Genomic DNA, 20128 nt, shown 5'->3' on the forward strand with positions numbered 1-20128 from the left:
TATAATCATAGTATAAAAAATTTTGTAACACAGAAATGTCAAATTTCTGTAAGAATTCTGAGGTCACTCGTGGATATTAATTATTTTAATCGTTATACAAATCAAATGGAAGTGGAGAAAGTTTACGGGGATACTGCTATTAATTTCCTCTATGGAAATCCTCTTGGAAAGCTAATCTCTGGTGCAATTACTTCATCAATTGTCTCGTGTATGTATGGCGAAATTCAAAATATGAACTTTACTAAGAATAAGGTTCCAAAATTTGTAAAAGATTATCAAATAAATATGGATGATTTCCTTCCAACTGAAGGACGTTCAAAAGATGACCCTTATGGCAGCTTCAATGAATTTTTTATTCGTAGGTTTAAAGAAGGAAAGAGGCCATTCTTAGATGAAGCTGATTCGATGTCTGCGTTTGCTGAAGCAAGATACTTTGGATATGAATCAATTAATAACCAAGTTAAGATACCGGTTAAGGGCAAATTTTTAAATTCAACGGAGTTATTACAGAATTCTAAGTGGGAAAGTGTTTTCGAAGATGGACCACTTCTTCTCGCTCGATTATGTCCTGTTGATTATCACCGTTTTCACTATCCTCTAGATGGTGAAGTGATTGATTACTACAAGATTGGTGGTGGATATCATTCAGTAAACCCACTTGCTCTACGTAAGAAAAATGATATTTTTTCTACAAATATCCGTGAAGTAACAGTTATGCAAACTAAAGAGTTTGGCAAAATTGCATACGTTGAAGTTGGTGCAACGATGGTTGGCCGTATTGTACAATCAAGTGATTTAACAACATTTAAAAGAGGCGATGAGAAAGGTTATTTCTTATTCGGTGGCTCTACTGTCATTGTTATTGGTGAGAAAGGTAAGTGGTCACCAACATCAGATATCCTAAATAATACAAAGAACGGAATTGAAACTTATATTCATTTAGCAGATAAAGTTGCACAAACTGGAAAGTGATCTGATGGGTAAATCCCCTCAGAGCTTTCTTTATGAAGGTGAATTTCTTCGCACTTTAAAGTATCTTTTGAGTGAAGAATCCAGTCAATTCGAGAACCATCTTCACGAAATCCTTTGAAGCTATGATGACTCTCACACTCTTCATGACCCAGGTCTAGCCATGGATCAGTAAGATTGAGGTCACTTTCATCTAGTACTTTCCTAACTTTTTCAAAAGGTGACTCATTAAAGTCTCCAGTTAAAATAATAGGATAGTCAGCTCTTACTTTTTCAATTTCACTAATTAGGACTTTAATTTGTTCCTTTCGTGTATCAGATTCAAGGTGATCTAAATGAGCATTCACAAAGAAGTAGTGTTTTCCATTTTCCTTGGCCTTAAGAATCGCCCATGTACAAAGTCTTGGAAATGCACTTCCAAATGATTTCGACGCAGCAATATAAGGTGTTTCAGAAAGCCAAATGTCTCCTGAATTTATTAATTCAAAGATATCTGGTCGATAATAAAGAGAAGGATACATTCTATCTTCAATCCACTCACGATTTGAATCAATGATCTCAAGTCCATCTAAGAGCTCTTGGAAATCTCTTAATTGGGGCTCCCAGCCTTCTTGGGTTCCAATAACATCTGGTCGATAGGCATTCAGTGCGTTTGCAAGGATAACACGTCTCCCATCCCATGAATGAACTCCATCGGCAGGGTTGTTAAATCGAATATTTGAAGAAATTACAGTGAAATTAAACATATTCCATTAATGAAAACATATTTTTCATCAATAGAAAAATAGAAAACTCCGCAATCGACACAAGTAGTTAAAAACTGACTTTTTTATTAAAAATGGGCCAGTTAAGGAGGTCTTATGGTTCAACAAGAGCAATTAATTAAAGAAATTAAAAAACGTTATCCAAAGCATACATACAAGCAGTTGGGAGAGATGTTTCAGATGCAAACGACACGTCTATTTAGATTAATGAATGGCGCAGAAATGAGAACTAGTGAGTATTTTAAGATAAAGGAAAAGCTAGAGATTAATTCTTCGGAACTCAGTTCATTAATTCAATTCTTAGAAAAGCATTCATTCAGCTTAAGTCGTAACGACTGTAATGAAATTGTGAGTAACTTAGAAGAAAAGTTTTTTATTAGAAAGTTAACAGGGTTATAGGGAGAGAATATGTCACGTTTATTAATGGTAGAAAGAGCAATTTTAGAAGTTTGTGGTAAGTCTCAAAAAACAATATTTCAAATCTCTAATGAAACAGGAATGAGTTTATCTTTAGTGGGGAGCTTGTGTGTTCGCTTAAATAAGAAGGGCATACTAAAGAGGCAAGATAGTACATATTCGCTTAATAAAGATGCCCAAGGTTTAATGATTGCAAATGCAGTAGAGAATGTCAGAAAAGAAGTAAATGAAGTGGCCAGTTCAATTGTAGAAAATTATTTTAGTCAGAAAGAAAATCGATCATTAAAACTTCAAAAAGTTTATGTAAACAAAACAGAAGAGCTTATTCTTAATTCAATGCTTGATCAGTTAAATAGTTTTGTTGAGGAGCTTCAGCGTAATTACAAAAAAAGTTCAAATAATATTGTGAAAAAACAAAAGGTTTTACTTTGGGGACATGGTAATTATTCAGACATAATTAATAGCTCTTTAAACTTAGCGAAGTAATATTAATAATGTCTAAAATTAGCCAACGTAGCCAAAATCATTAAGCATTTTGGCCACAAGTTCTTTTAATTGATATTTTAAAATCTTATTTTCAGGAGACAGTGTAGAACATTCGATATAGCCAATCATTGTTTTAAAATCTGTCTCTCTTTCATTTTCCTTTAGCCATGAATCAAATGTGAGGATGGCCTCAATCCAAGCACGAACAGAGTATTGAGTTTTATCAATAAGACTAAATAAGAGTTCACCATTTTCTTTCTGACTTGGTGAAGATTTCAGATGCTTTTGTAGGTAACTAAAGATTATTTTTATCTCATCTTCAGAATGTATATTCTCTAACAGAAGATTAAGCCTTTCATCAGAAAGGAAGGCCACTGGATATTGTGCTCTGAGTCTTCTAAAATACTTTTCAATCATAGTGCCTAACATGGTGTGCAAACGAGTTATTTTGTTCTAAACTAGCAAAGTTAATTATATCTAATTTAGCAAGGGTTTTTCATGTTTGAAACTATTAAAAATATATGGCCACTAATCCATCGCCATCGCGCCAGAGTTATCGGAAGTATGATCTTCGGTATTGGTATGGCCTTAATTAAGGGTGGTCAAATGGCGCTAATTAATCCTCTTTTCACAAAGGGGCTTTCGCCAGAATCAACACTTGAGGAGATTCTTGGAATTGTAGGATTAGCTTGTTTACTTGCACTTATTAATTTACCTGTTCGCTTCTTTCATTTCTATTGGATGCAATTTGCAATGAACGATGCTGTATGTGAAATCAGAACAAAGATTTATTCAAAGATTCAAGATATTCCAATTTCATTTTATACGACGACTAAGCAAGGTGACGTTATTTCAACAATCTTAAATGATACGATGATTTACTCGCAGGGGATAAGTGGTCTTCTTACATTATTAAGAGAGCCGATCACATTATTTGTTTTATTAGGATATGCCTTCTATCTTGATTGGCAACTAACACTTGTTACATTTGCACTTCTTCCTATTATGCTTTTAATTTTCGGTTTCTTTGGAAAGAGAGTAAAGGCACACCAATCAGATGTTCAATCGAGACTTTCTGATATGACTCATGTCATTGGCGAAGGTGTTGGTGGACAAAAAATTATCAAGGCTTTTAATCTTCAAGATTATACGAGGGATTTCTTTAAAGGATATCAGAATAGCTTTTTTGAATTTCAAATGAAATCAGAAGTAATGAGACAAATTTCACACCCTTTAGTTGAATTTATGACAACTCTAATCCTTTCTTCAGTTATCGTTTTTGCTCAGGTGAAGATTACTGGAAATGCAATGACAACAGGTGAGTTCATTACTTTTATTGCAATTATGGCAATGATCCAAGATCCGATTAGAAAGACAAATGAAGCAAATTTAAAAATTAGCCAGGCGCAAGCTGCGGAAAAGCGTATTTTTAAATTTTTAAAAGTTGAAAATGAAAAAGATGACGGTAAAAATGAGCACTCTGAATTAAGTGATAAAATTTCTTTTGCAAATTTAGACTTCTCTTACGGTGATCATCAGGTCATTAATAATTTGAGCTTTGATATAAATAAAGGTGAAAAGGTTGCTTTAGTTGGGCTTTCAGGCTCTGGTAAGTCGACTCTTATTAATGTTCTTCTTGGACTTTATCCTGTTAAAAAAGGAAGTTATAAAATCGATGGTATTGATTCAAGTGATTTCAAATTAAAATCACTACGCCATTATTTCGGCTTAGTTTCGCAAGATATCTTCCTGTTTAATACAACGATAAGAGAAAATTTAACTCTAGGTAAGGAAGTCAATGAAGCTCAAATTCAAGAAGCATTAAAAGTGGCCCATGCGATAGAGTATATTAAAGAGCTTCCAGAAGGGCTAGAAACTGTTATCGGTGATCGTGGGGTAAGACTATCTGGTGGACAAGCACAACGTTTAACAATCGCTCGTGCTTATCTTCAGGATAATGATGTCTTCTTATTTGATGAAGCGACTTCTGCTCTTGATAATGAATCAGAGAAAGTAGTTCAACAGTCGTTAAATGAGCTTGCAAAAAATAAGACAGTTATTGCTGTTGCACACAGGCTTTCAACTATTCAAAACTATGACAAAATCATTGTATTAAAAGATGGAAGGATGATTGAGCAAGGCCGTCATGATGAACTAATGAACCTTGATGGCGAATATAAAAAGTTATATGAACTGAGTATGAAGTCTTAACTTCATACTCAGTAGGTATTGATTAGAATGGTAGTCGTTTTCCGGCCCTAAATGGATAAATCCATTCTGGTTCTTCTTCATTTAAATGTTGTCCATTTAAAACAATCTTATACTTTTCAACAAAGTCCTTTGTGAACCTTTCAATTGAATAGTTTTCGATTACATGATTTCTAATAAAGTCTCGATCGAATTCTTCTGCACCATTTTTAAAGTATTGAATAATCTCTTCATGGCTATAAAAAGTTCTTCCAGTTCCTTTTACGATTAGATCAGGAAGTGAACCGAAGCTAGAACCAAATACAGGTATACCTTGAGTCATTGCTTCAATAATGGCAATTCCAAAAGGCTCATGCCATCTAACTGGAAATAGTAAGGCGTCGCATTTTTGCATGATCGACAACTTATTATCACCCCCAACCATACCATGGTTGTGGATAAGAGGATGAATTCCAAGTATTGAGTTTCCACCACAGATGTGTAGATGCTTATTTGTTTTTAGAGCTATTTTTAAGGATTGCTTTAAATTTTTTACTCGCCATGATGCTTTTGCAAGAAAGAGAAGGTGTTCTATTTCTGTTATCTTATTACTTGTGTAATTGATAGGGTATTCTCTCATGTCGACAGCGTTATTTACATAAGATGTACTATTATGATTTCTTGCATGTGACTTCGAGCAAAATACCGTATTACGATCATGCTTTTCACCAGGGAAGCCATTCCCTTGGACATTTAATACGTATGGTACATCGATTCTAATTTTCTCCGGAAATGAGACGTGTACAATATCGATATTATCGGGAACAAGTTTTTGCCAATCTTCGCCTTTGTTCCATACAATATGCTTGATTCCGTGCTTTGTTACTTCACTCTCTTTTGGTCCAATAAACGTTACTTGATGTCCTTGTCTAACTAGTTCAAGCATGTGCCAAAAAACGGCCCTTTCAATTCCACCATATTTCTTTACTGGAAGAACTTTATGGTGATGGATACATACATGCATTTCTGCTCCTTATAGTATTGGCCTAAGCCATTTTTTAGTTATTTCTAGGTCCTGAGCTTTTACTTTTGAGTAATGCTCAATTTGGTCCTGGGCAATGTTTAGAATATTAAAATATTTAGCACAAGGGTTAAAGAAGATGTAGCCAGAAACTGAACTAGCAGGATACATGGCAAAGTTCTCTGTTAAGTATGCGCCAGTATTTTCTTGTACATTCATAAAATCCCACAGCTTCGCTTTTTCTGTATGGTCAGGGCATGCAGGGTAGCCAGCTGCTGGTCGAATACCAATATATTTTTCTTTAATAAGTTCATCTAAAGAAAATTCACGCTCTTCTTCGATTCCACACATCTGACGTGCTCTTTCGTGAATTAACTCTGCATATGCTTCAGCAAGACGATCTCCTACGGCCTTAACCATAATTGAAGTATAATCATCACCACTTTCTTCAAAAGTTTTAGCATACTTCTCAACTTGATCTCCCATTGTGACAACAAATGATCCAATATAATCCTGCTTTTCACCCTTTGGTAGGATGTAGTCGGCCAGAGATAGATAAGGGCGATCTTTTTGTGTCTTTTCTTTTTGTTGCCTTAGGAAGTTGAAGGTACCAAATTCATTCATATTTTCATCGAGTAGGATAACATCTTCATCTTTTGAATAAGCTGGCCAAAATCCTAGGACTGCTTTTGGAGAAAAGCGATTGTTCTCAATAATATCGTCTAAGATATTTTGAGCTTCGTTATAGAGTTTTTTGGCTTCTTCTCCATAATCTTTATGCGATAAGATATGAGGGTAGAGACCTTTTAGTTCCCATGTCCAAAAGAAAGGTGACCAGTCGATATACTTTGCAATTTCAGCAACACTAATATCGTCAAACTTCTTAGCGCCAATGAATGGAGGTGTGAATTCGACAAATGTTTGTCTTGGGTCAACTCTTAAGTGATCACGGGCCGCTTCTAATGAAACCGTCGCTTGGCCACTATCTTTCTTATTTTCAAAATATTCTTTTGTTCTTTTTTGTGACTCTTTAAGATCTTTTAAAAAATCATCTCTTAGATTAGTACTTAAAAGGCTATTACAAATTCCAACTGTTTGAGAGGCATCCCCAACGTGAACGACAGGACTTGTACACTCAGGTGCAATTTTTACTGCAGTATGAGTTTTAGAAGTGGTAGCACCGCCTATTAAAACAGGTACTTCAAGACCTTGACGATTGAACTCTGCTACGTTGTGAATCATCTCATCAAGTGAAGGCGTGATAAGGCCACTTAGTCCAATGAATTTGGCTTCGTGTTCTTTGGCAGCTTTAATAATTTCTTCACAGCTAACCATAACCCCAAGATCAACAACGTTATAGCCATTGCAAGCGAGAACAACACCAACAATATTCTTTCCGATATCGTGAACATCACCTTTAACTGTTGCAATAACAAATGTATTCTTTTTACTTTTCCCGTCAGCATCCTTTTCCATAAATGGTTCAAGGTATGCAACAGCCTGTTTCATAACACGTGCACTTTTAACAACCTGTGGAAGAAACATTTTACCTGCACCAAACAGATCACCTACAACTCTCATCCCATCCATTAGAGGGCCTTCGATGACATTTATGGGAGCACCTAGCTCTTGTCTTGCTTGTTCGACATCTTCTTCAATGAATTTACCGATACCTTTTACAAGTGCGTGGGTGATACGCTCTCCAAGATTTCCTTCACGCCAAGTTAAATCGTCTTCTTTTGCCTTTGATTTTACACCTTTAAATTTTTCAGCATATTCGATTAAGTCATCAGTTGCACTTTCAGAACGGTTGAAAAGGACATCTTCAATTTTCTTCATTAGCTCAGGTTCAACGTTCTCGTAAACTTCGAGCATTCCCGCGTTTACAATTCCCATATCTAGGCCTGCTTTAATCGCATGGTAGAGGAATGAGCTATGCATAGCCTCGCGTACAATATTATTTCCACGGAATGAGAAAGATATATTTGAAATACCACCACTAGTTAAAGCGCCTGGACATTTTTCTTTTATTTCTCTTACCGCTTCGATGAAGTTTATCGCGTAGTCATTATGTTCTTCAATTCCTGTTCCAACTGTTAGTACATTTGGGTCAAAGATAATATCTGTGGCCGGGAATCCTACTTCTTCAGTTAGAATTTTAAAGGCGCGTTGGCATATCGAAACTTTTTCTTCTTTAGATGCAGCTTGTCCCTTTTCATCAAATGCCATGACAACAACGGCCGCTCCATATTGAAGGATCTTTTTCGCATGTTCTTTAAAAACTTCTTCACCTTCTTTCAATGAGATTGAGTTAACAATCCCTTTTCCTTGAATGCACTTAAGCCCTTCTTCGATGACCTCCCACTTAGATGAGTCGATCATAATAGGAACCTTACAAATATCTGGCTCAGATGCAATTAGGTTTAAAAATTTAACCATACAAGCTTTAGAGTCGAGGAGACCTTCGTCAAAATTCACATCGATGATATTTGCTCCATTCTCAACCTGCTGTCGGGCAATATCTAAAGCTGCTTCAAAGTTTTCTTCACGAATAAGGCGTGCAAATCTTGGTGAGCCTGTCACGTTTGTACGTTCTCCAACCATGATGAATGGACGCTCTCCTGTATAATCAAGATTTAACGGTTCAAGTCCTGAAAGTCTTTGCGTTTTAGGGAGATCGTGTTTTTCGCGAGGATTGATATCTTTTAGATGATTGTAAATAGCGTTGATATGATCAGGAGTTGTTCCACAACAACCTCCAACAATATTAACGAGCCCCGATTCTGCAAACTCTTCAAGAAGAGCAGCTGTCTCATTTGGCTTTTCATCATAACCTGTATCACTTAACGGATTAGGAAGTCCTGCATTAGGGTAACAAGATATCAAGCAGTCTGAAACTCTTGATAACTCTTCAATATATGGGCGCATCTCTTGTGCTCCAAGTGCACAATTGATACCAACACTAAATGGCCTAGCATGTTCAACTGAGTTCCAAAAAGCTTCAACAGTTTGACCTGATAGAGTTCTTCCTGATGCATCTGTAATAGTTACAGAGAGCATAATTGGAGTATCAAGGTTGTTATCATCTAAATACTTTTTCATTGCAAAAATTGCAGCTTTTAAATTTAGTGTATCAAATGAAGTTTCAGCTAAAAGTAGATCGGCACCGCCGTCAATTAGTCCTTTTGTTTGCTCGTAATAATTATCAACTAACTCATCAAATGTAATACCTCGAAAAGCAGGGTTATTAACATCAGGTGAAATTGAAGCTGTTTTATTTGTTGGCCCTAGAGCTCCAGCAACGTAGCATTTACGCTCCGGATTTTCTTTCATGAATTCAAGACAAGCCGCTTTGGCAATCTTGGCCGCTTCCACATTTAGTTCATATGCAATTTCACTTAAGTGATAATCGTCTTGAGCTATTCTCGTTGCCGAGAAAGTATTTGTTTCAATAATATCTGAACCAGCAGCAAGGTATTTTGTATGAATCTCTTTAATAACTTCTGGTTTAGTAAGATTTAATAAGTCGTTATTTCCTTTCAAGTCTATCTTAGTATCTTGAAAGCGATTTCCTCGAAAATCTTCTTCTGTTAGATGGTATTGTTGGACCATTGTTCCCATAGCACCATCTAGAAAAAGAATTCTATTCTTTAGTGTTGATTCTAATTCACTACGAATATCTTTCATTAATATATACCTTTTAAAACTTCTGAAACATTTGCACTATCATTCATTACATAGAAGTGAACTGAAGGAACATTTGCATTTAGTAATTCTTCCGTTTGTTTTCTTGCCCATTTAATTCCGATTTCTTTAATATGTTCTGAATTTTCTGTCGCTTCATTTACGAACTCATCTGGGAAGTCTACATAGAAGTGCCTCGGTACATTTGAAAGCTGTCCCATGCTCTTAATGACTTTAATTCCTGGAACAATTGGACACGTGATTCCAGCTTCACGACATTTATCAACAAATTCAAAATACTTCGTATTATCAAAGAACATCTGTGTAACGATATAATCAGCACCAGCATCAACTTTCTCTTTTAGGTACTTTATGTCTGTCGCTAGATTTGGAGCCTCAAAGTGTTTTTCTGGATAGCCTGCAACACCAACAGAAAAGTCTAGAGGTAAGCTATTTGAAATATCATCAAGATAGATACCTTTTTTTACGTTATCAATTTGCTCCACAAGGTCTTTTGCATAGAAATTTCTTTGGCGAGAAAGATCGTATTTTTTATTATAGTTAAGGGCGTCTCCACGTAAGGCCAAAACATTATGAATACCGAGGTAGTTAAGTTCGATTAGAGCATCCTCAGTCTCCTCTTTGGTAAAACCTTGAGTTAAAAGGTGAGTAACTGTATCGATTTTAAATCGATTTTGAATAACTCCACAGATCCCAACTGTTCCCGGACGTTTCTTGTAGATCTTTCTCTCAACTGAGCCATCATTTTTTTCGTTATAATATGCTCCTGCTGAGTGTGCTGTTACGTCAATCCATGACGGATTAAATGGCAAGAGCTCCTTAACGATATCCGTTACAGCTGAAATATTTTTTCCTCTTGGTGGAGGTACAATTTCAAAACTAAAAAGTGGGCTCGTCGCCTTGTCGATGTGCTCGATAACTTTCATTCGTGTATTTCCCTATGTGTAAATTAGACACCTTATTTTAATCATTTATGAGCAATAAGAAAAGGCGAGGGCCCCTTTTTCTGGGGCCTTAGGTTAATTCGAATGAATCAGGTAAATGGAATATTTAGATAACTTTAGAGGTTAAATGGGGGGAGCTAGAAAGCATCATGTTTGCTTCTAACTTGAAGGATTTTTAACCTATGGCCGAATATATTTGGACTTTTTTCACAAATGAAATGAGTGATCTATTCCACAATGAAATATATTGCCTAAATTCAGGTGCTTATGAGTTTCACGATGGGCCAAAAACTGTTATCATATTTATTAGAGGATGATTTGATGAATCAGGATCAGATTTACCATTTAGAAAGTGAGTTTATTAGAGTTTCAGTTACGAAGCAGGGAGCTGGGCTATTATCAATATTTGATCTTGAATCATATGTTGAATATCTATGGCAAGGTCATCCAACTCTAAACCCTTGGAAGCCACAAATAATTTTTCCAATTGTAGGAAAACTTAAGGATGATCAGTATTGGTTAGGTCGAAAATACTATCACATGCAAAAGGATGGCTTTCTTAAAGACTTCCAATTCGAAGTCAAAAATCATCGTAAAGATCGAATTACCTTCGTTCATACGAATAGCCCCGATACAGAGCTTATATTTCCATTTCGCTACAGTATTGAAGTTACTTATATGGTTTATGGGCCAAAACTTACAGTTTCTTTTGTTATTAAAAACCTTGATAAAAAAGAAATGTTCTTCTCTTTAGGCTTTGCTCCAACTTTCAATGTTCCTTTAGGACCAGAAGGGCATGATGATTGCTTTATTGAGTTTTCAACTCAAGAAGAGCGTGGAGCGTATTTTCTTGAAAATGATTTAGTTAACTTTCATGATGCGGATAATAAAAAAGTTGTTCAAGATTGTCGTGTTTTCTTCACTCAAGAAAATTTTAGAGGTGGAGAAATGGTATTTAAGGATATTAAGTCAAAGAGTATCGCTCTTAAGAATATTTTAAATGAGAAGTCGGTTAATATAGATCTAGGGAATATTCCATATTTATCAATTTGGACATATCCAGGTGCGAACTTTGTTAGGATTGCGCCAGCCTTTGGAGTTACTGATGCTCTAGATTCAAATAATGACTTTTATACGAAAGAGGGACTAATCGATTTAGAGCAAGAAAAGACCTTTAAGCACGAGTTCGTCTTTCACATAAGATAGTCATATCCACTAGGACCAAGAATGTATCGAAATGAATTAGAAGAAATAAAGAGCAGTATTCATACTAAACTCGACACAATGGTGTGGGGTGATATGTCTATTGAAAGAAAGGCCGATAAGAGTATTGTAACTGAATTTGATATTTTTGTGTCTGATCAAGTGAAAAAGGTTTTTCATGAATCAAATTTTGATTTTAATTTCTTTTCAGAAGAGGACCAAGAGAGCTTTGAGTTTCCTGTCATTGTTCTAGACCCAATTGATGGTACTCGAGAATTTGCCAAGGGGTACGGTGAATGTGCTGTATCTTTAGCTATTTTATATTCTGCTGATATTCACGATGATCGAAACTTTGGTTGGATTTATAATCCTTTTACTGGATTTGAGATTACAAGTGATGTGAAATATCCACTTGGAAGTCGCCATGCTCATGCTGAGGCGGTAAATATTATGATCTCCCGTTCAGAGTGGGAGAAGGGTGCTAATAAATTAGATTTTAAGCATAACTTCAGGATAACTCCACTAGGTTCAATTGCATTTAAATTAGGTCTTCTCGCAGCAGGTGCAGCAGAATGTGTAATCTCATTTCGAGATAAGAATATTTGGGATATTGCTGCTGGAGTAATTATTTGTCACTCTAGAGGAATCTACTCAGATGAGATTGATGATCTTTCAACAAAGAAGTTAAAAGGACCATTCATCTTCTGTCGAGATGAGTTAAAAGAAGCTGTTCATAAAGAAGTGAATCGTTTAAAAAATTCTTAGTTAAATAACTCTTCAAAATCTTTCATTGTGAGTTTTCCGCTGAATAGTTCTTCATCATCTTCAGGAAGAAGTTCTTTGAATAGCTCACGTTTGATATCTTGTAATTTTAAGACTTTCTCTTCAACTGAACCTTTTATAATAGGTCTAAATACGTTTAGAGTATTTTTCTGACCAATACGATAAGCTCTGTCGATTGCTTGAGATTCAACAGCTGGGTTCCACCAAGGATCCATAATGAAGACATAGCTTGCTGCTGTTAAGTTAAGACCAACACCCCCGGCCTTTAGAGAAATAAGGAAAAGCTTTGTTTTCCCACTTTGGAATTCATCTACTGCTGCTTGTCGCTTCTTAACATTCAGAGAACCATCAATTCGAGAATACTTCCAACATTGGCCATCAAAAGCAGAACCAATGATATCAAGATAAGTCGTAAATTGTGAGAAGACGATAACTTGGTGACCTTCTTCAACGATTTGTTCTAAACTTTCAATTAGGTAGTCAACTTTTGTTGAAGTAAGACTTCTAATATCCTTTGTCGTTTTATTGCTATGATTTTGCCACAGGCAACTTTGACGTAATTCAAGAAGCCCTTTGAGAATTTCTCCATACTTCTTGTTCTTAGGAGCATTATTAATATTATCTTTAATTGATTGTAATTTGTTTTTGTAAAACTCGTCTTCGCCTTCATCAAAACTAAGGAGAACATTATTCTCTATTTTAGGAGGAAGGTCTGTGAGAACTTGATTCTTCGTACGCCTAAGGATAAATGGGGCGGCAGTTTTTCTCGCGTATACTCTTGATTTAGGAGTAGAGCTAGATCTTAAGAATCTTAGATCTCCCCAGATACCAGGTATACTAAGATCAATAATATTAAAGAATTCAGCAAGATCGTTTTCAACAGGTGTACCCGTTAGGCAGATTCTAAAGTCTGCATTGATTTTTCTTGCAGATGACGCTCCAAGAGAGCGCATATTTTTAAGGTGCTGAACTTCATCCAGAACGAGTACATCATAATGTGATTCTTCAAATTCAGCTTCAAGTTCTCTTTTTAAGATTCCATATGAAGTTAGGATTACTTTCGCTTTACTATCTTCAGGTAATTCTCTGTCTGCACCGTGGAAGATATGAACATCGATATCCGAGAATTTTTTAAATTCATTTTCCCAGTTAAGTAGTAGGGAAACTGGACAAACAATTAAAACTTTATCGATCTTATCGTAGATACTCTCAATAAAGGCGATTGTTTGAATTGTCTTACCAAGACCCATGTCATCTGCAAGACAGGCCCCAAGCTTATTTTCATGTAGAAATTTAAGCCAATTGTAACCAGTCTTTTGGTATGCCCTAAGAGTTGAACCTAGATGTTCAGAGATAGGGTAGTCTGGAATACCTTCTAGATTTTGAAGTCTTTGACAAAGCGCAATTTCTTCTTCTGTAAGCGCGCCCTCTAGACCAATTTTCTTAAGTTCAAATAATTCAAAAATTCTGGCACGAGAAAAAGGTAAGATGAATTTTTTAAATTTTCCATCTTGTATCTCTTCTTTTGCTTCAAATTTTGTATATTTTTGTACAAATTTTAAAAGATCTTTTTGCTCATTGTTTAGTAAGATGACACCATCTTTAGTAATGGCAATACTATTGTCCAAATCGACGTTCTTGAGGACTTCTTGGTCGACGTCATTTATTTCTAGTTCTAAATCAAACCAACCTGAGCGCCCAATTTGCTTTCTTTCAAAGCGTATTCGCGAGTTCCAGTTTTTGATTTCATTATTATTATAGAAAATTTCAACACCGTAAGGTTTTGTTACCGTAAATAACTTAGAAAGACCTTGGGTAATTTGTGACATTGATACCTGAAAGATAACTTCGTTAGTATCTCTGTAAAGGTAAGAGTAGCGGAAAAAGTGATCTCCAAACTCTGTTACCATAACTTTAAATAAAAGGCGTTGAAGCTTATTATCATATTTATAAAGCTTATGATTTTCGTGATCAAAGCTCAGCGTGTAGTCTTTACTAACAACTTCTGAAATAAGGCGAATCCACGAAGACTTTTTCGATTTTCCTGATAGTGACTTTTTATAACTATCAACACCTGTTTCAAAGTAGTGTTGAACTTCTCTTAGGAAGTGATAGGCTTCAATCTTCTTTCTAAAAAGATCAAGATAGCCACCTTCAAAAGTGAGAGAGGCCATAAATTGTGGAGGCCTAGTCCTCTTATCTTCCTTATTGAAAAATTCAATTGAGAAGTTGTTGTAACCCTTTCTTTGAGAGTTGTTTATATAAATTCTTAAGTCAGGAGACTCAATACTTGAAATATCAAATTGGTTTCCTTCAACTTCAAATGCGATATATTTTTCTAGCCTTTCTGAATAAGCCAGATTTAAGGCATCATCGATTTTATATGATGTTAAGTTTGATCTTAGAGTCGAAAAGAACTCTTTTAGTTCACTTGGTAGCGAATATAAATGACCAGTATCCCAATTAAATAAATATATACTTTCAAAAATACTAATATTTCGATGAGTTTTTCCCTCATCATCGAGTAAGGCAAAACGAATACTCGATTTTAAGTCATCCTGAAAATCTACACGTTGCTCTTTATTTGGAGCAATATTGAAAACAAGTTTCCCAGAAAGATTTTCAGGGATAGGGAATTCAATAGTTTTCTTAGATGTTAAAGAATAGTTTAGTGTAGAGTATGTCGGGCCATGAGGTGCATTTTCTAGCTCGTGTGGTCCACTAAGAATTGTTCCATACTCAAGAGGGTAAACACCATATCCTCCAATTGGTGGAAGGTGAGTACTTGTATCTGACTGATCGTTTGTTGTCGCAATATAGTACATAAAGAGCGCAGCTGTATGGTGACAGTGCTTTTCTTTTGTCCACTCTAAACAGTCACATGAAGTTGAGAGTGGAGACTCGTCAGTTCCCTCAAGTCTTTTCTTGTAAACAACTTTAGACTCATAAGGACGGTCTTCTTTGATAATACCTGTTGTAATTAGGTAACCATCAAGACTTCCTTTCTTAAATGAAAGAGAGACCTTCCCAAGGCTGAGAACTTTTCGGGCCTTTGAAATTGCCAGAGTTGAAAAATATTTTTTTGCTAGGTCGAGTCCAGGTTCTTGTGTCATATATTACTTTTATGTCTAAAAGCCTTATTATAACGCAAAATTAAGGAATGTAATAGTTTTAGTTAGCTCAAGTAATAAGGCCCCTTAATAGGGGCCTGAATTACTTAGTTATTTTCGATATATGACTTAAGAAGTTTTGCTCGAGAAGGATGTCTTAGCTTGCGAAGTGCTTTTGCTTCGATCTGTCTAATACGTTCACGAGTTACGAAGAAGTCTTGTCCAACCTCTTCTAGAGTGTGGTCAGATTTCTCACCAATACCAAATCTCATTCTTAGAACTTTTTCTTCTCTTGGAGTAAGAGTTGAAAGTACTGAACGAGTTTGCTCAGATAATGTAATGCTCATTACAGCATCTGCAGGTGAAATAATTTTCTTATCTTCAATGAAGTCTCCTAGAGAAGAATCTTCTTCCTCACCAATTGGTGTTTCAAGAGAGATTGGCTCTTTAGAGATCTTTTGAACTTTCTTAACCTTATCAACAGGCATTTCCATCTTCTCAGCAATTTCTTCTGGAGTTGGCTCACGCCCAAGTTCTTGGATAAGTTGTCTTTGAGTTCTAACCATCTTGTTGATTGTTTCAATCATGTGAACTGGGATACGGATTGTTCTTGCTTGGTCAGCAATGGCACGAGTAATGGCCTGACGAATCCACCAAGTTGCATAAGTTGAGAACTTATAACCACGACGGTACTCAAATTTATCAACAGCTTTCATAAGACCGATGTTACCTTCCTGAATTAGATCAAGGAATTGTAGACCACGGTTTGTATATTTCTTAGCAATAGAAACAACAAGTCTTAAGTTTGCTTCAACTAGTTGAGCCTTCGCGCGGTCAGCTCTTTCTTCACCATTAGTGATAATCTTGTAAACAGTCTCGATATCGTCAAAGCTCATTCCAGCTTCTTGTGATAGTCTTCTTAGTTTTCTTAGAATATCTTCTTGGTTACGAACTAGTTGCTCTACCTTTGCATCAGTTGTGTAAAGCTCTTTAGCGAATGCACGTTTGAATGCATCGTCTTCCATAATCTTTTCATGAAGATCACGGTAAGCTTCAATTGTTTCGACTTCTAGGAATTTAAAGATACGATCTTGTTGCTCGTAAAGATCTTTAAATTGTAGGTAGTACTTCTTAACTGGTTCAACGAAGCTATTGATGATCTTTCTGTTGAAAGTAAGATCCGCAAGCTCTGTTGCAATAGAGTCCATTTTTGTTTTTTCAGTTTTTGAAAATTTATCAAGAGTTCCATCATCTTCGTTTAGTGAAGAGTCATAGATTTCTTTAAGCTCATCACATACATTGATGATTGTTTTCTTAACCTTATCAATGTCTTTTTGTGTTGATTCATCATCAAGACCACGTACAAGCTCTCTTACGAACTCAGTTGGGTTTTCTAGTTCAGTGATACGATCTTTTAGGTTAATGATTTCTGCAATCGCGTGAGACGATTTAAGTGAAGAAAGAATAATTTCTCTTTCACCTTCTTCGATTTCTTTTGCAATTACAACTTCGCCTTCTCTTGTAAGAAGGGCAACAGAACCCATTCTCTTTAAATATAATTTTACAGGATCAGTTGAGGCACTTCTAAGTTCAGCTCTCTCTTCTTTTGAAAGCGTCTCTTCAATAATTTCTGTACCGTCAAGCTTGATTCCTTCATCTTCCTCTTCAACTTCATGATCAGTTACTTCAATCTCTGATTCGCTGATAGCTAGCATAATGAGGTCAAGTTCTTCAGGAGCAATTAAACTTGCTGGAATAGCATCGTTAATTTCTTCTGGAGTTAGAGAGTCTTGATCCTTACCGCGAGCGATAAGTTTTTCGAAACCCTTTGATTTTAAAAATTGTGCAGCACTTGACATGTTTGGTTTCTCCAGTCTTTTACTTTTTTAAAGCGTGAAGCTTTCTTCGGATTTTAAAAATCTTTTCATTCAACTTAGTTTCTTCTTCTTGAGTTGTAATATTACTTCTCTCAGAATCTAAGCGACCAATTTCTTCTTCTAGACTAACTCTTTCAAGTTTTGTTTTAAGGTCTTTAATAATTTTAAACGCTCCCTCTTTTTCTAGTTTGATTCCTTTGTATTTCTTTATGCCCTCATCGATTATTTCATGTAGGCCGAATTTGGAAGAACTCGAAAGCGCAAAGTTTTTAAATTCCCTCTCATCTATTTCAAAGATTAAATTTTTCAGATTTAAAATATATTCTTTTACCCTATCTGAGTGCATAAAATCAAGCAGATCGGTCATTTCATCATACTCAAGACAATCCGGATGTTCAACGATAGCAAGCAGTAAAGTCTTCTCCGTTTTTGAGATTGGAGCTTCAACTTCATCCATTATTGGCATCACACTTGCATCACTTTCGATGAAACTTGCCATATAGTCTTCGTCAAACTCAGCTGGAACCATTTCCATTGGTGGATTCTCTTCAATGGCCGGCTTAAAGGCTGGAGATTTCTCATTTTTTAAGAAATCTTCATAATTCTCGATAATACTGTCTTTACTTGATTCAAGATTAAGTTTTTTTGCCCAACTAACAAGTCTTTCGATAGCGTTCAGGTCTTTACCTAGTGGAGATACAAGATCAAATGCCTGTTTTAGAAGAGCTAGCTTTTCATCCAGAATTTCAATCTTACGATCTGGTAGTAATTTTGAAAATTCATAGTCAATAAATGGAACAGCGTTATCAATTCTGTCTTGATAGGCAATGATGCCTTCCTTTTCAAGGAAGTCGTCCGGATCTTTATGGGGATTTAGATCGACAAACTTAGGGATAATACCTGTTTCAAGAAATTGGCGATTGGCCCTCTGTGAAGCCTTAAAACCAGCTTCATCATTATCAAGCGAAAGATAAATATTCTTTGTCATGGACTTAAGCGTACGAAGAGAGTTGTCGCCAAGGGCCGTCCCCATGATTGCGACACTATTTTCAAAACCCTTCTTGTAGTTTGCAATTTGGTCCATATTTCCTTCAACTATAATCACGCTATCGCGCTTTCTAATGAATGATTTTGCAAGATGGAGGCCATAGAGAAGGTTTCTCTTGTTAAAGATGAACGACTCTATAGAATTCATGTACTTAGCGTGTTGATATTCATGAATTCGTCGGCTAGTGAAGCCGATAACTTTACCGTAATGGTCCCAAATCGGAAACATTATGCGTTCACGAAAAGTATCATAATGGGACTTGTTGTCGGCATTATATTTAACGATACCAATTTTCAGGGCCGTCTGTAGAATCTCTCCACGGTCTTTGGCCGGAAGGGAACATATATAGTCGTAGATGCTATTTTTTTTAGGAGCAAATCCTAGTTGATAGAGATCTGCAATTTCATTGCTTAAATGACGATTCTTTAAAAAGTCTAAATACTGTTCAGGTTTGAGGTTTCGCCCTGACTGAAAGTAGATAGTTGATGCAACTTTAAGAATTTTTTCAGCATAAATGAACTCTTTCGACTTTTCTTTAGTATTTGTATAAGAGTCGAAATCGATACCAAACTTATCGCAGATATCTTTCATGGCCTCGATGAATTCGAGGTTTTGAAGATTCATAACGAAGTCGAAGTGACTGTGACCTGCTCCACATGAGAAGCATTTATAGATCTTCTTGTCGTTAACAACAGACATCGAAGGATTTGTGTCGTCGTGAAATGGACAGACCCCATAAAGGTTGTTGCCCTTGCGAACTAAGTGCACACCATAGCGCTCGATTAAATCAGAAATCGGGATCTCATTGACGATCTTTTCGCGCAGTCTTTGTAATGACATGTGTGTGCTAACCTAGCTTATTAATTTGCTTTTTTGGATTTTAGAACAAAAGCCTTAATATTTACACCTTGCTCGATAAATATTTTCTCAAACTTTGTTTTAAATTGGCAAAGTAGGTGATCTGGAGCGTCGTTCCATAGATCTTTTGTCTCGAGTTCAAGCTCAAATAGGTCCTGTTTCTCGATAACTTCCTTCATCCACTCCGCATAACCATCGTGATCAGTCTTCACAAAGAAATATCCACCTGGCTTAATAACTTTGTATGCTCTCTCAAGGAAAGGAAGCTGAAATAGCCTCTTCTTGTGATGACGCGCCTTTGGCCATGGATCAGGGAAGAAGTAGAATACTTTATCTAATTCATTCTCTGCAAAAAGGTGTTCGATTCTTTCACCCTTAGCTCTTAAGTATTTAAAATTACGATATGGAAGTGACTTTAACTTCTTAGCTAAGGCGTAGCTTCTTTTAAAACGATAATCTAAACCAACAAAGTTTTGGTCTCTATAAGCATCACAGTATTGAAGCATAAAGTGGCCGTATCCAGTTCCGATCTCAAGGCATAACTCGCCATCTTGCGTGAACACTTCTTTGTTCCAATTACCACGGTGAACTTCAGCTTCTTCATCTCTTAGAACAAATTCACTAAATTCCTCTAACTTATCATGGTAAGGGTTGCGGTGCTTGTACTGAAAGTCCTTAGCAAATGACTTGTCTTGGTCTTGTTTGTACGCAAATGGATCGTTTGTCGCTTCTTGAGCGTCTGATTTTACTGGCAAC

The 20128-nt window shown here is 36.1% G+C and carries 16 protein-coding genes and 2 pseudogenes; 7 read left to right on the forward strand and 11 right to left on the reverse strand.

Features of this window, described 5'->3' with window-relative positions; genetic code table 11:
* Positions 1-105: 105 nt before the first annotated feature.
* The gene (locus tag ACMAWV_RS10680) at positions 106-972 is read left to right on the forward strand and encodes a phosphatidylserine decarboxylase (RefSeq protein WP_392993557.1); all 867 of its coding nucleotides are present in this window, start codon (positions 106-108) and stop codon (positions 970-972) included.
* On the opposite strand, the gene ACMAWV_RS10685 is transcribed toward ACMAWV_RS10680, so the two are convergent.
* Positions 936-1715 (reverse strand): endonuclease/exonuclease/phosphatase family protein, encoded by a 780-nt coding sequence (locus ACMAWV_RS10685; RefSeq protein WP_412470395.1) that lies wholly within the window; start codon positions 1713-1715, stop codon positions 936-938. The two genes, ACMAWV_RS10680 and ACMAWV_RS10685, sit on opposite strands and share 37 nt — an antisense overlap.
* Positions 1716-1829: 114 nt before the next feature.
* Between ACMAWV_RS10685 and ACMAWV_RS10690 the strand changes: the two genes are divergently transcribed.
* Positions 1830-2132: a hypothetical protein gene (locus ACMAWV_RS10690; protein ID WP_103217648.1), complete on the forward strand. Its 303-nt coding sequence runs from the start codon at positions 1830-1832 to the stop codon at positions 2130-2132.
* Positions 2133-2141: 9 nt separating this feature from the next.
* Complete coding sequence (locus tag ACMAWV_RS10695) at positions 2142-2636, forward strand: hypothetical protein (RefSeq protein ID WP_103217649.1); 495 nt, start codon at positions 2142-2144, stop codon at positions 2634-2636.
* 18 nt (positions 2637-2654) lie between these two features.
* Here ACMAWV_RS10695 and ACMAWV_RS10700 read toward each other — a convergent pair whose 3' ends face one another.
* Positions 2655-3053, reverse strand: coding sequence for a hypothetical protein (locus ACMAWV_RS10700; protein WP_103217650.1), 399 nt, complete (start codon positions 3051-3053; stop codon positions 2655-2657).
* Positions 3054-3134: 81 nt separating this feature from the next.
* On the opposite strand from ACMAWV_RS10700, the gene ACMAWV_RS10705 reads away from it, so the two are divergent.
* Positions 3135-4847: an ABC transporter ATP-binding protein gene (locus ACMAWV_RS10705; protein WP_103217651.1), complete on the forward strand. Its 1713-nt coding sequence runs from the start codon at positions 3135-3137 to the stop codon at positions 4845-4847.
* A 22-nt stretch (positions 4848-4869) separates the two neighbouring features.
* Here ACMAWV_RS10705 and ACMAWV_RS10710 read toward each other — a convergent pair whose 3' ends face one another.
* The 3 genes from ACMAWV_RS10710 to ACMAWV_RS10720 are packed head-to-tail and all read right to left on the reverse strand — an operon-like array spanning position 4870 to position 10475.
* Complete coding sequence (locus ACMAWV_RS10710; protein ID WP_103217652.1) at positions 4870-5847, reverse strand: glycosyltransferase; 978 nt, start codon at positions 5845-5847, stop codon at positions 4870-4872.
* Between the two features lie 9 nt (positions 5848-5856).
* Complete coding sequence (gene metH, locus ACMAWV_RS10715) at positions 5857-9531, reverse strand: methionine synthase (RefSeq protein WP_412470394.1); 3675 nt, start codon at positions 9529-9531, stop codon at positions 5857-5859.
* On the reverse strand, positions 9531-10475 hold the full coding sequence (locus ACMAWV_RS10720; RefSeq protein ID WP_103217654.1) for a methylenetetrahydrofolate reductase: 945 nt from the start codon (positions 10473-10475) through the stop codon (positions 9531-9533). The genes metH and ACMAWV_RS10720 overlap by 1 nt, the downstream gene beginning before the upstream one ends.
* A gap of 200 nt (positions 10476-10675) precedes the next feature.
* On the opposite strand from ACMAWV_RS10720, the gene ACMAWV_RS10725 reads away from it, so the two are divergent.
* The 3 genes from ACMAWV_RS10725 to ACMAWV_RS10735 are packed head-to-tail and all read left to right on the forward strand — an operon-like array spanning position 10676 to position 12461.
* Positions 10676-10810 carry a hypothetical protein gene (locus ACMAWV_RS10725; RefSeq protein WP_255407613.1) on the forward strand — a complete coding sequence of 45 codons (135 nt, stop codon included), beginning with the start codon at positions 10676-10678 and terminating at the stop codon, positions 10808-10810.
* Positions 10811-10814: 4 nt separating this feature from the next.
* Positions 10815-11699, forward strand: coding sequence for a hypothetical protein (locus ACMAWV_RS10730; protein ID WP_412470393.1), 885 nt, complete (start codon positions 10815-10817; stop codon positions 11697-11699).
* Between the two features lie 21 nt (positions 11700-11720).
* Positions 11721-12461, forward strand: coding sequence for an inositol monophosphatase family protein (locus tag ACMAWV_RS10735; protein ID WP_103217656.1), 741 nt, complete (start codon positions 11721-11723; stop codon positions 12459-12461).
* Here ACMAWV_RS10735 and ACMAWV_RS10740 read toward each other — a convergent pair.
* The 6 genes and pseudogenes from ACMAWV_RS10740 to trmB form a co-directional block, all read right to left on the reverse strand.
* The gene (locus ACMAWV_RS10740) at positions 12458-15592 is read right to left on the reverse strand and encodes a DEAD/DEAH box helicase (protein WP_412470392.1); all 3135 of its coding nucleotides are present in this window, start codon (positions 15590-15592) and stop codon (positions 12458-12460) included. The genes ACMAWV_RS10735 and ACMAWV_RS10740 overlap by 4 nt on opposite strands.
* A 104-nt stretch (positions 15593-15696) precedes the next feature.
* Positions 15697-17079 carry an RNA polymerase sigma factor RpoD gene (gene rpoD, locus ACMAWV_RS10745; protein WP_412471931.1) on the reverse strand — a complete coding sequence of 461 codons (1383 nt, stop codon included), beginning with the start codon at positions 17077-17079 and terminating at the stop codon, positions 15697-15699.
* Positions 17058-17166 (reverse strand): annotated as a pseudogene (locus ACMAWV_RS15635) (sigma-70 factor domain-containing protein); the annotation flags it as partial. The pseudogene ACMAWV_RS15635 and the gene rpoD, both read right to left, overlap by 22 nt.
* Before the next feature lie 75 nt (positions 17167-17241).
* A pseudogene (locus ACMAWV_RS15640) lies at positions 17242-17448 on the reverse strand (RNA polymerase sigma factor region1.1 domain-containing protein); the annotation flags it as partial.
* A gap of 19 nt (positions 17449-17467) precedes the next feature.
* Positions 17468-19354 (reverse strand): DNA primase, encoded by a 1887-nt coding sequence (dnaG, locus tag ACMAWV_RS10750; protein ID WP_103217659.1) that lies wholly within the window; start codon positions 19352-19354, stop codon positions 17468-17470.
* Positions 19355-19374: 20 nt separating this feature from the next.
* Positions 19375-20127: a tRNA (guanosine(46)-N7)-methyltransferase TrmB gene (trmB, locus tag ACMAWV_RS10755; protein ID WP_103217660.1), complete on the reverse strand. Its 753-nt coding sequence runs from the start codon at positions 20125-20127 to the stop codon at positions 19375-19377.
* Position 20128 lies beyond the last annotated feature (1 nt).

This window comes from Halobacteriovorax sp. RT-1-1, assembly GCF_047085455.1.
Classification (GTDB): Bacteria; Bdellovibrionota; Bacteriovoracia; order Bacteriovoracales; family Bacteriovoracaceae; genus Halobacteriovorax_A.

What these genes read in the sequence shown, in the direction of transcription:
- ACMAWV_RS10680 (WP_392993557.1), top strand. Translation starts at nt 106, where the DNA reads ATGGAAGTGGAGAAAGTTTACGGGGATACTGCTATTAATTTCCTCTAT.
- ACMAWV_RS10685 (WP_412470395.1), bottom strand. Translation starts at nt 1,715, where the DNA reads ATGTTTAATTTCACTGTAATTTCTTCAAATATTCGATTTAACAACCCT.
- ACMAWV_RS10690 (WP_103217648.1), top strand. Translation starts at nt 1,830, where the DNA reads ATGGTTCAACAAGAGCAATTAATTAAAGAAATTAAAAAACGTTATCCA.
- ACMAWV_RS10695 (WP_103217649.1), top strand. Translation starts at nt 2,142, where the DNA reads ATGTCACGTTTATTAATGGTAGAAAGAGCAATTTTAGAAGTTTGTGGT.
- ACMAWV_RS10700 (WP_103217650.1), bottom strand. Translation starts at nt 3,053, where the DNA reads ATGATTGAAAAGTATTTTAGAAGACTCAGAGCACAATATCCAGTGGCC.
- ACMAWV_RS10705 (WP_103217651.1), top strand. Translation starts at nt 3,135, where the DNA reads ATGTTTGAAACTATTAAAAATATATGGCCACTAATCCATCGCCATCGC.
- ACMAWV_RS10710 (WP_103217652.1), bottom strand. Translation starts at nt 5,847, where the DNA reads ATGCATGTATGTATCCATCACCATAAAGTTCTTCCAGTAAAGAAATAT.
- metH (WP_412470394.1), bottom strand. Translation starts at nt 9,531, where the DNA reads ATGAAAGATATTCGTAGTGAATTAGAATCAACACTAAAGAATAGAATT.
- ACMAWV_RS10720 (WP_103217654.1), bottom strand. Translation starts at nt 10,475, where the DNA reads ATGAAAGTTATCGAGCACATCGACAAGGCGACGAGCCCACTTTTTAGT.
- ACMAWV_RS10725 (WP_255407613.1), top strand. Translation starts at nt 10,676, where the DNA reads ATGGCCGAATATATTTGGACTTTTTTCACAAATGAAATGAGTGATCTA.
- ACMAWV_RS10730 (WP_412470393.1), top strand. Translation starts at nt 10,815, where the DNA reads ATGAATCAGGATCAGATTTACCATTTAGAAAGTGAGTTTATTAGAGTT.
- ACMAWV_RS10735 (WP_103217656.1), top strand. Translation starts at nt 11,721, where the DNA reads ATGTATCGAAATGAATTAGAAGAAATAAAGAGCAGTATTCATACTAAA.
- ACMAWV_RS10740 (WP_412470392.1), bottom strand. Translation starts at nt 15,592, where the DNA reads ATGACACAAGAACCTGGACTCGACCTAGCAAAAAAATATTTTTCAACT.
- dnaG (WP_103217659.1), bottom strand. Translation starts at nt 19,354, where the DNA reads ATGTCATTACAAAGACTGCGCGAAAAGATCGTCAATGAGATCCCGATT.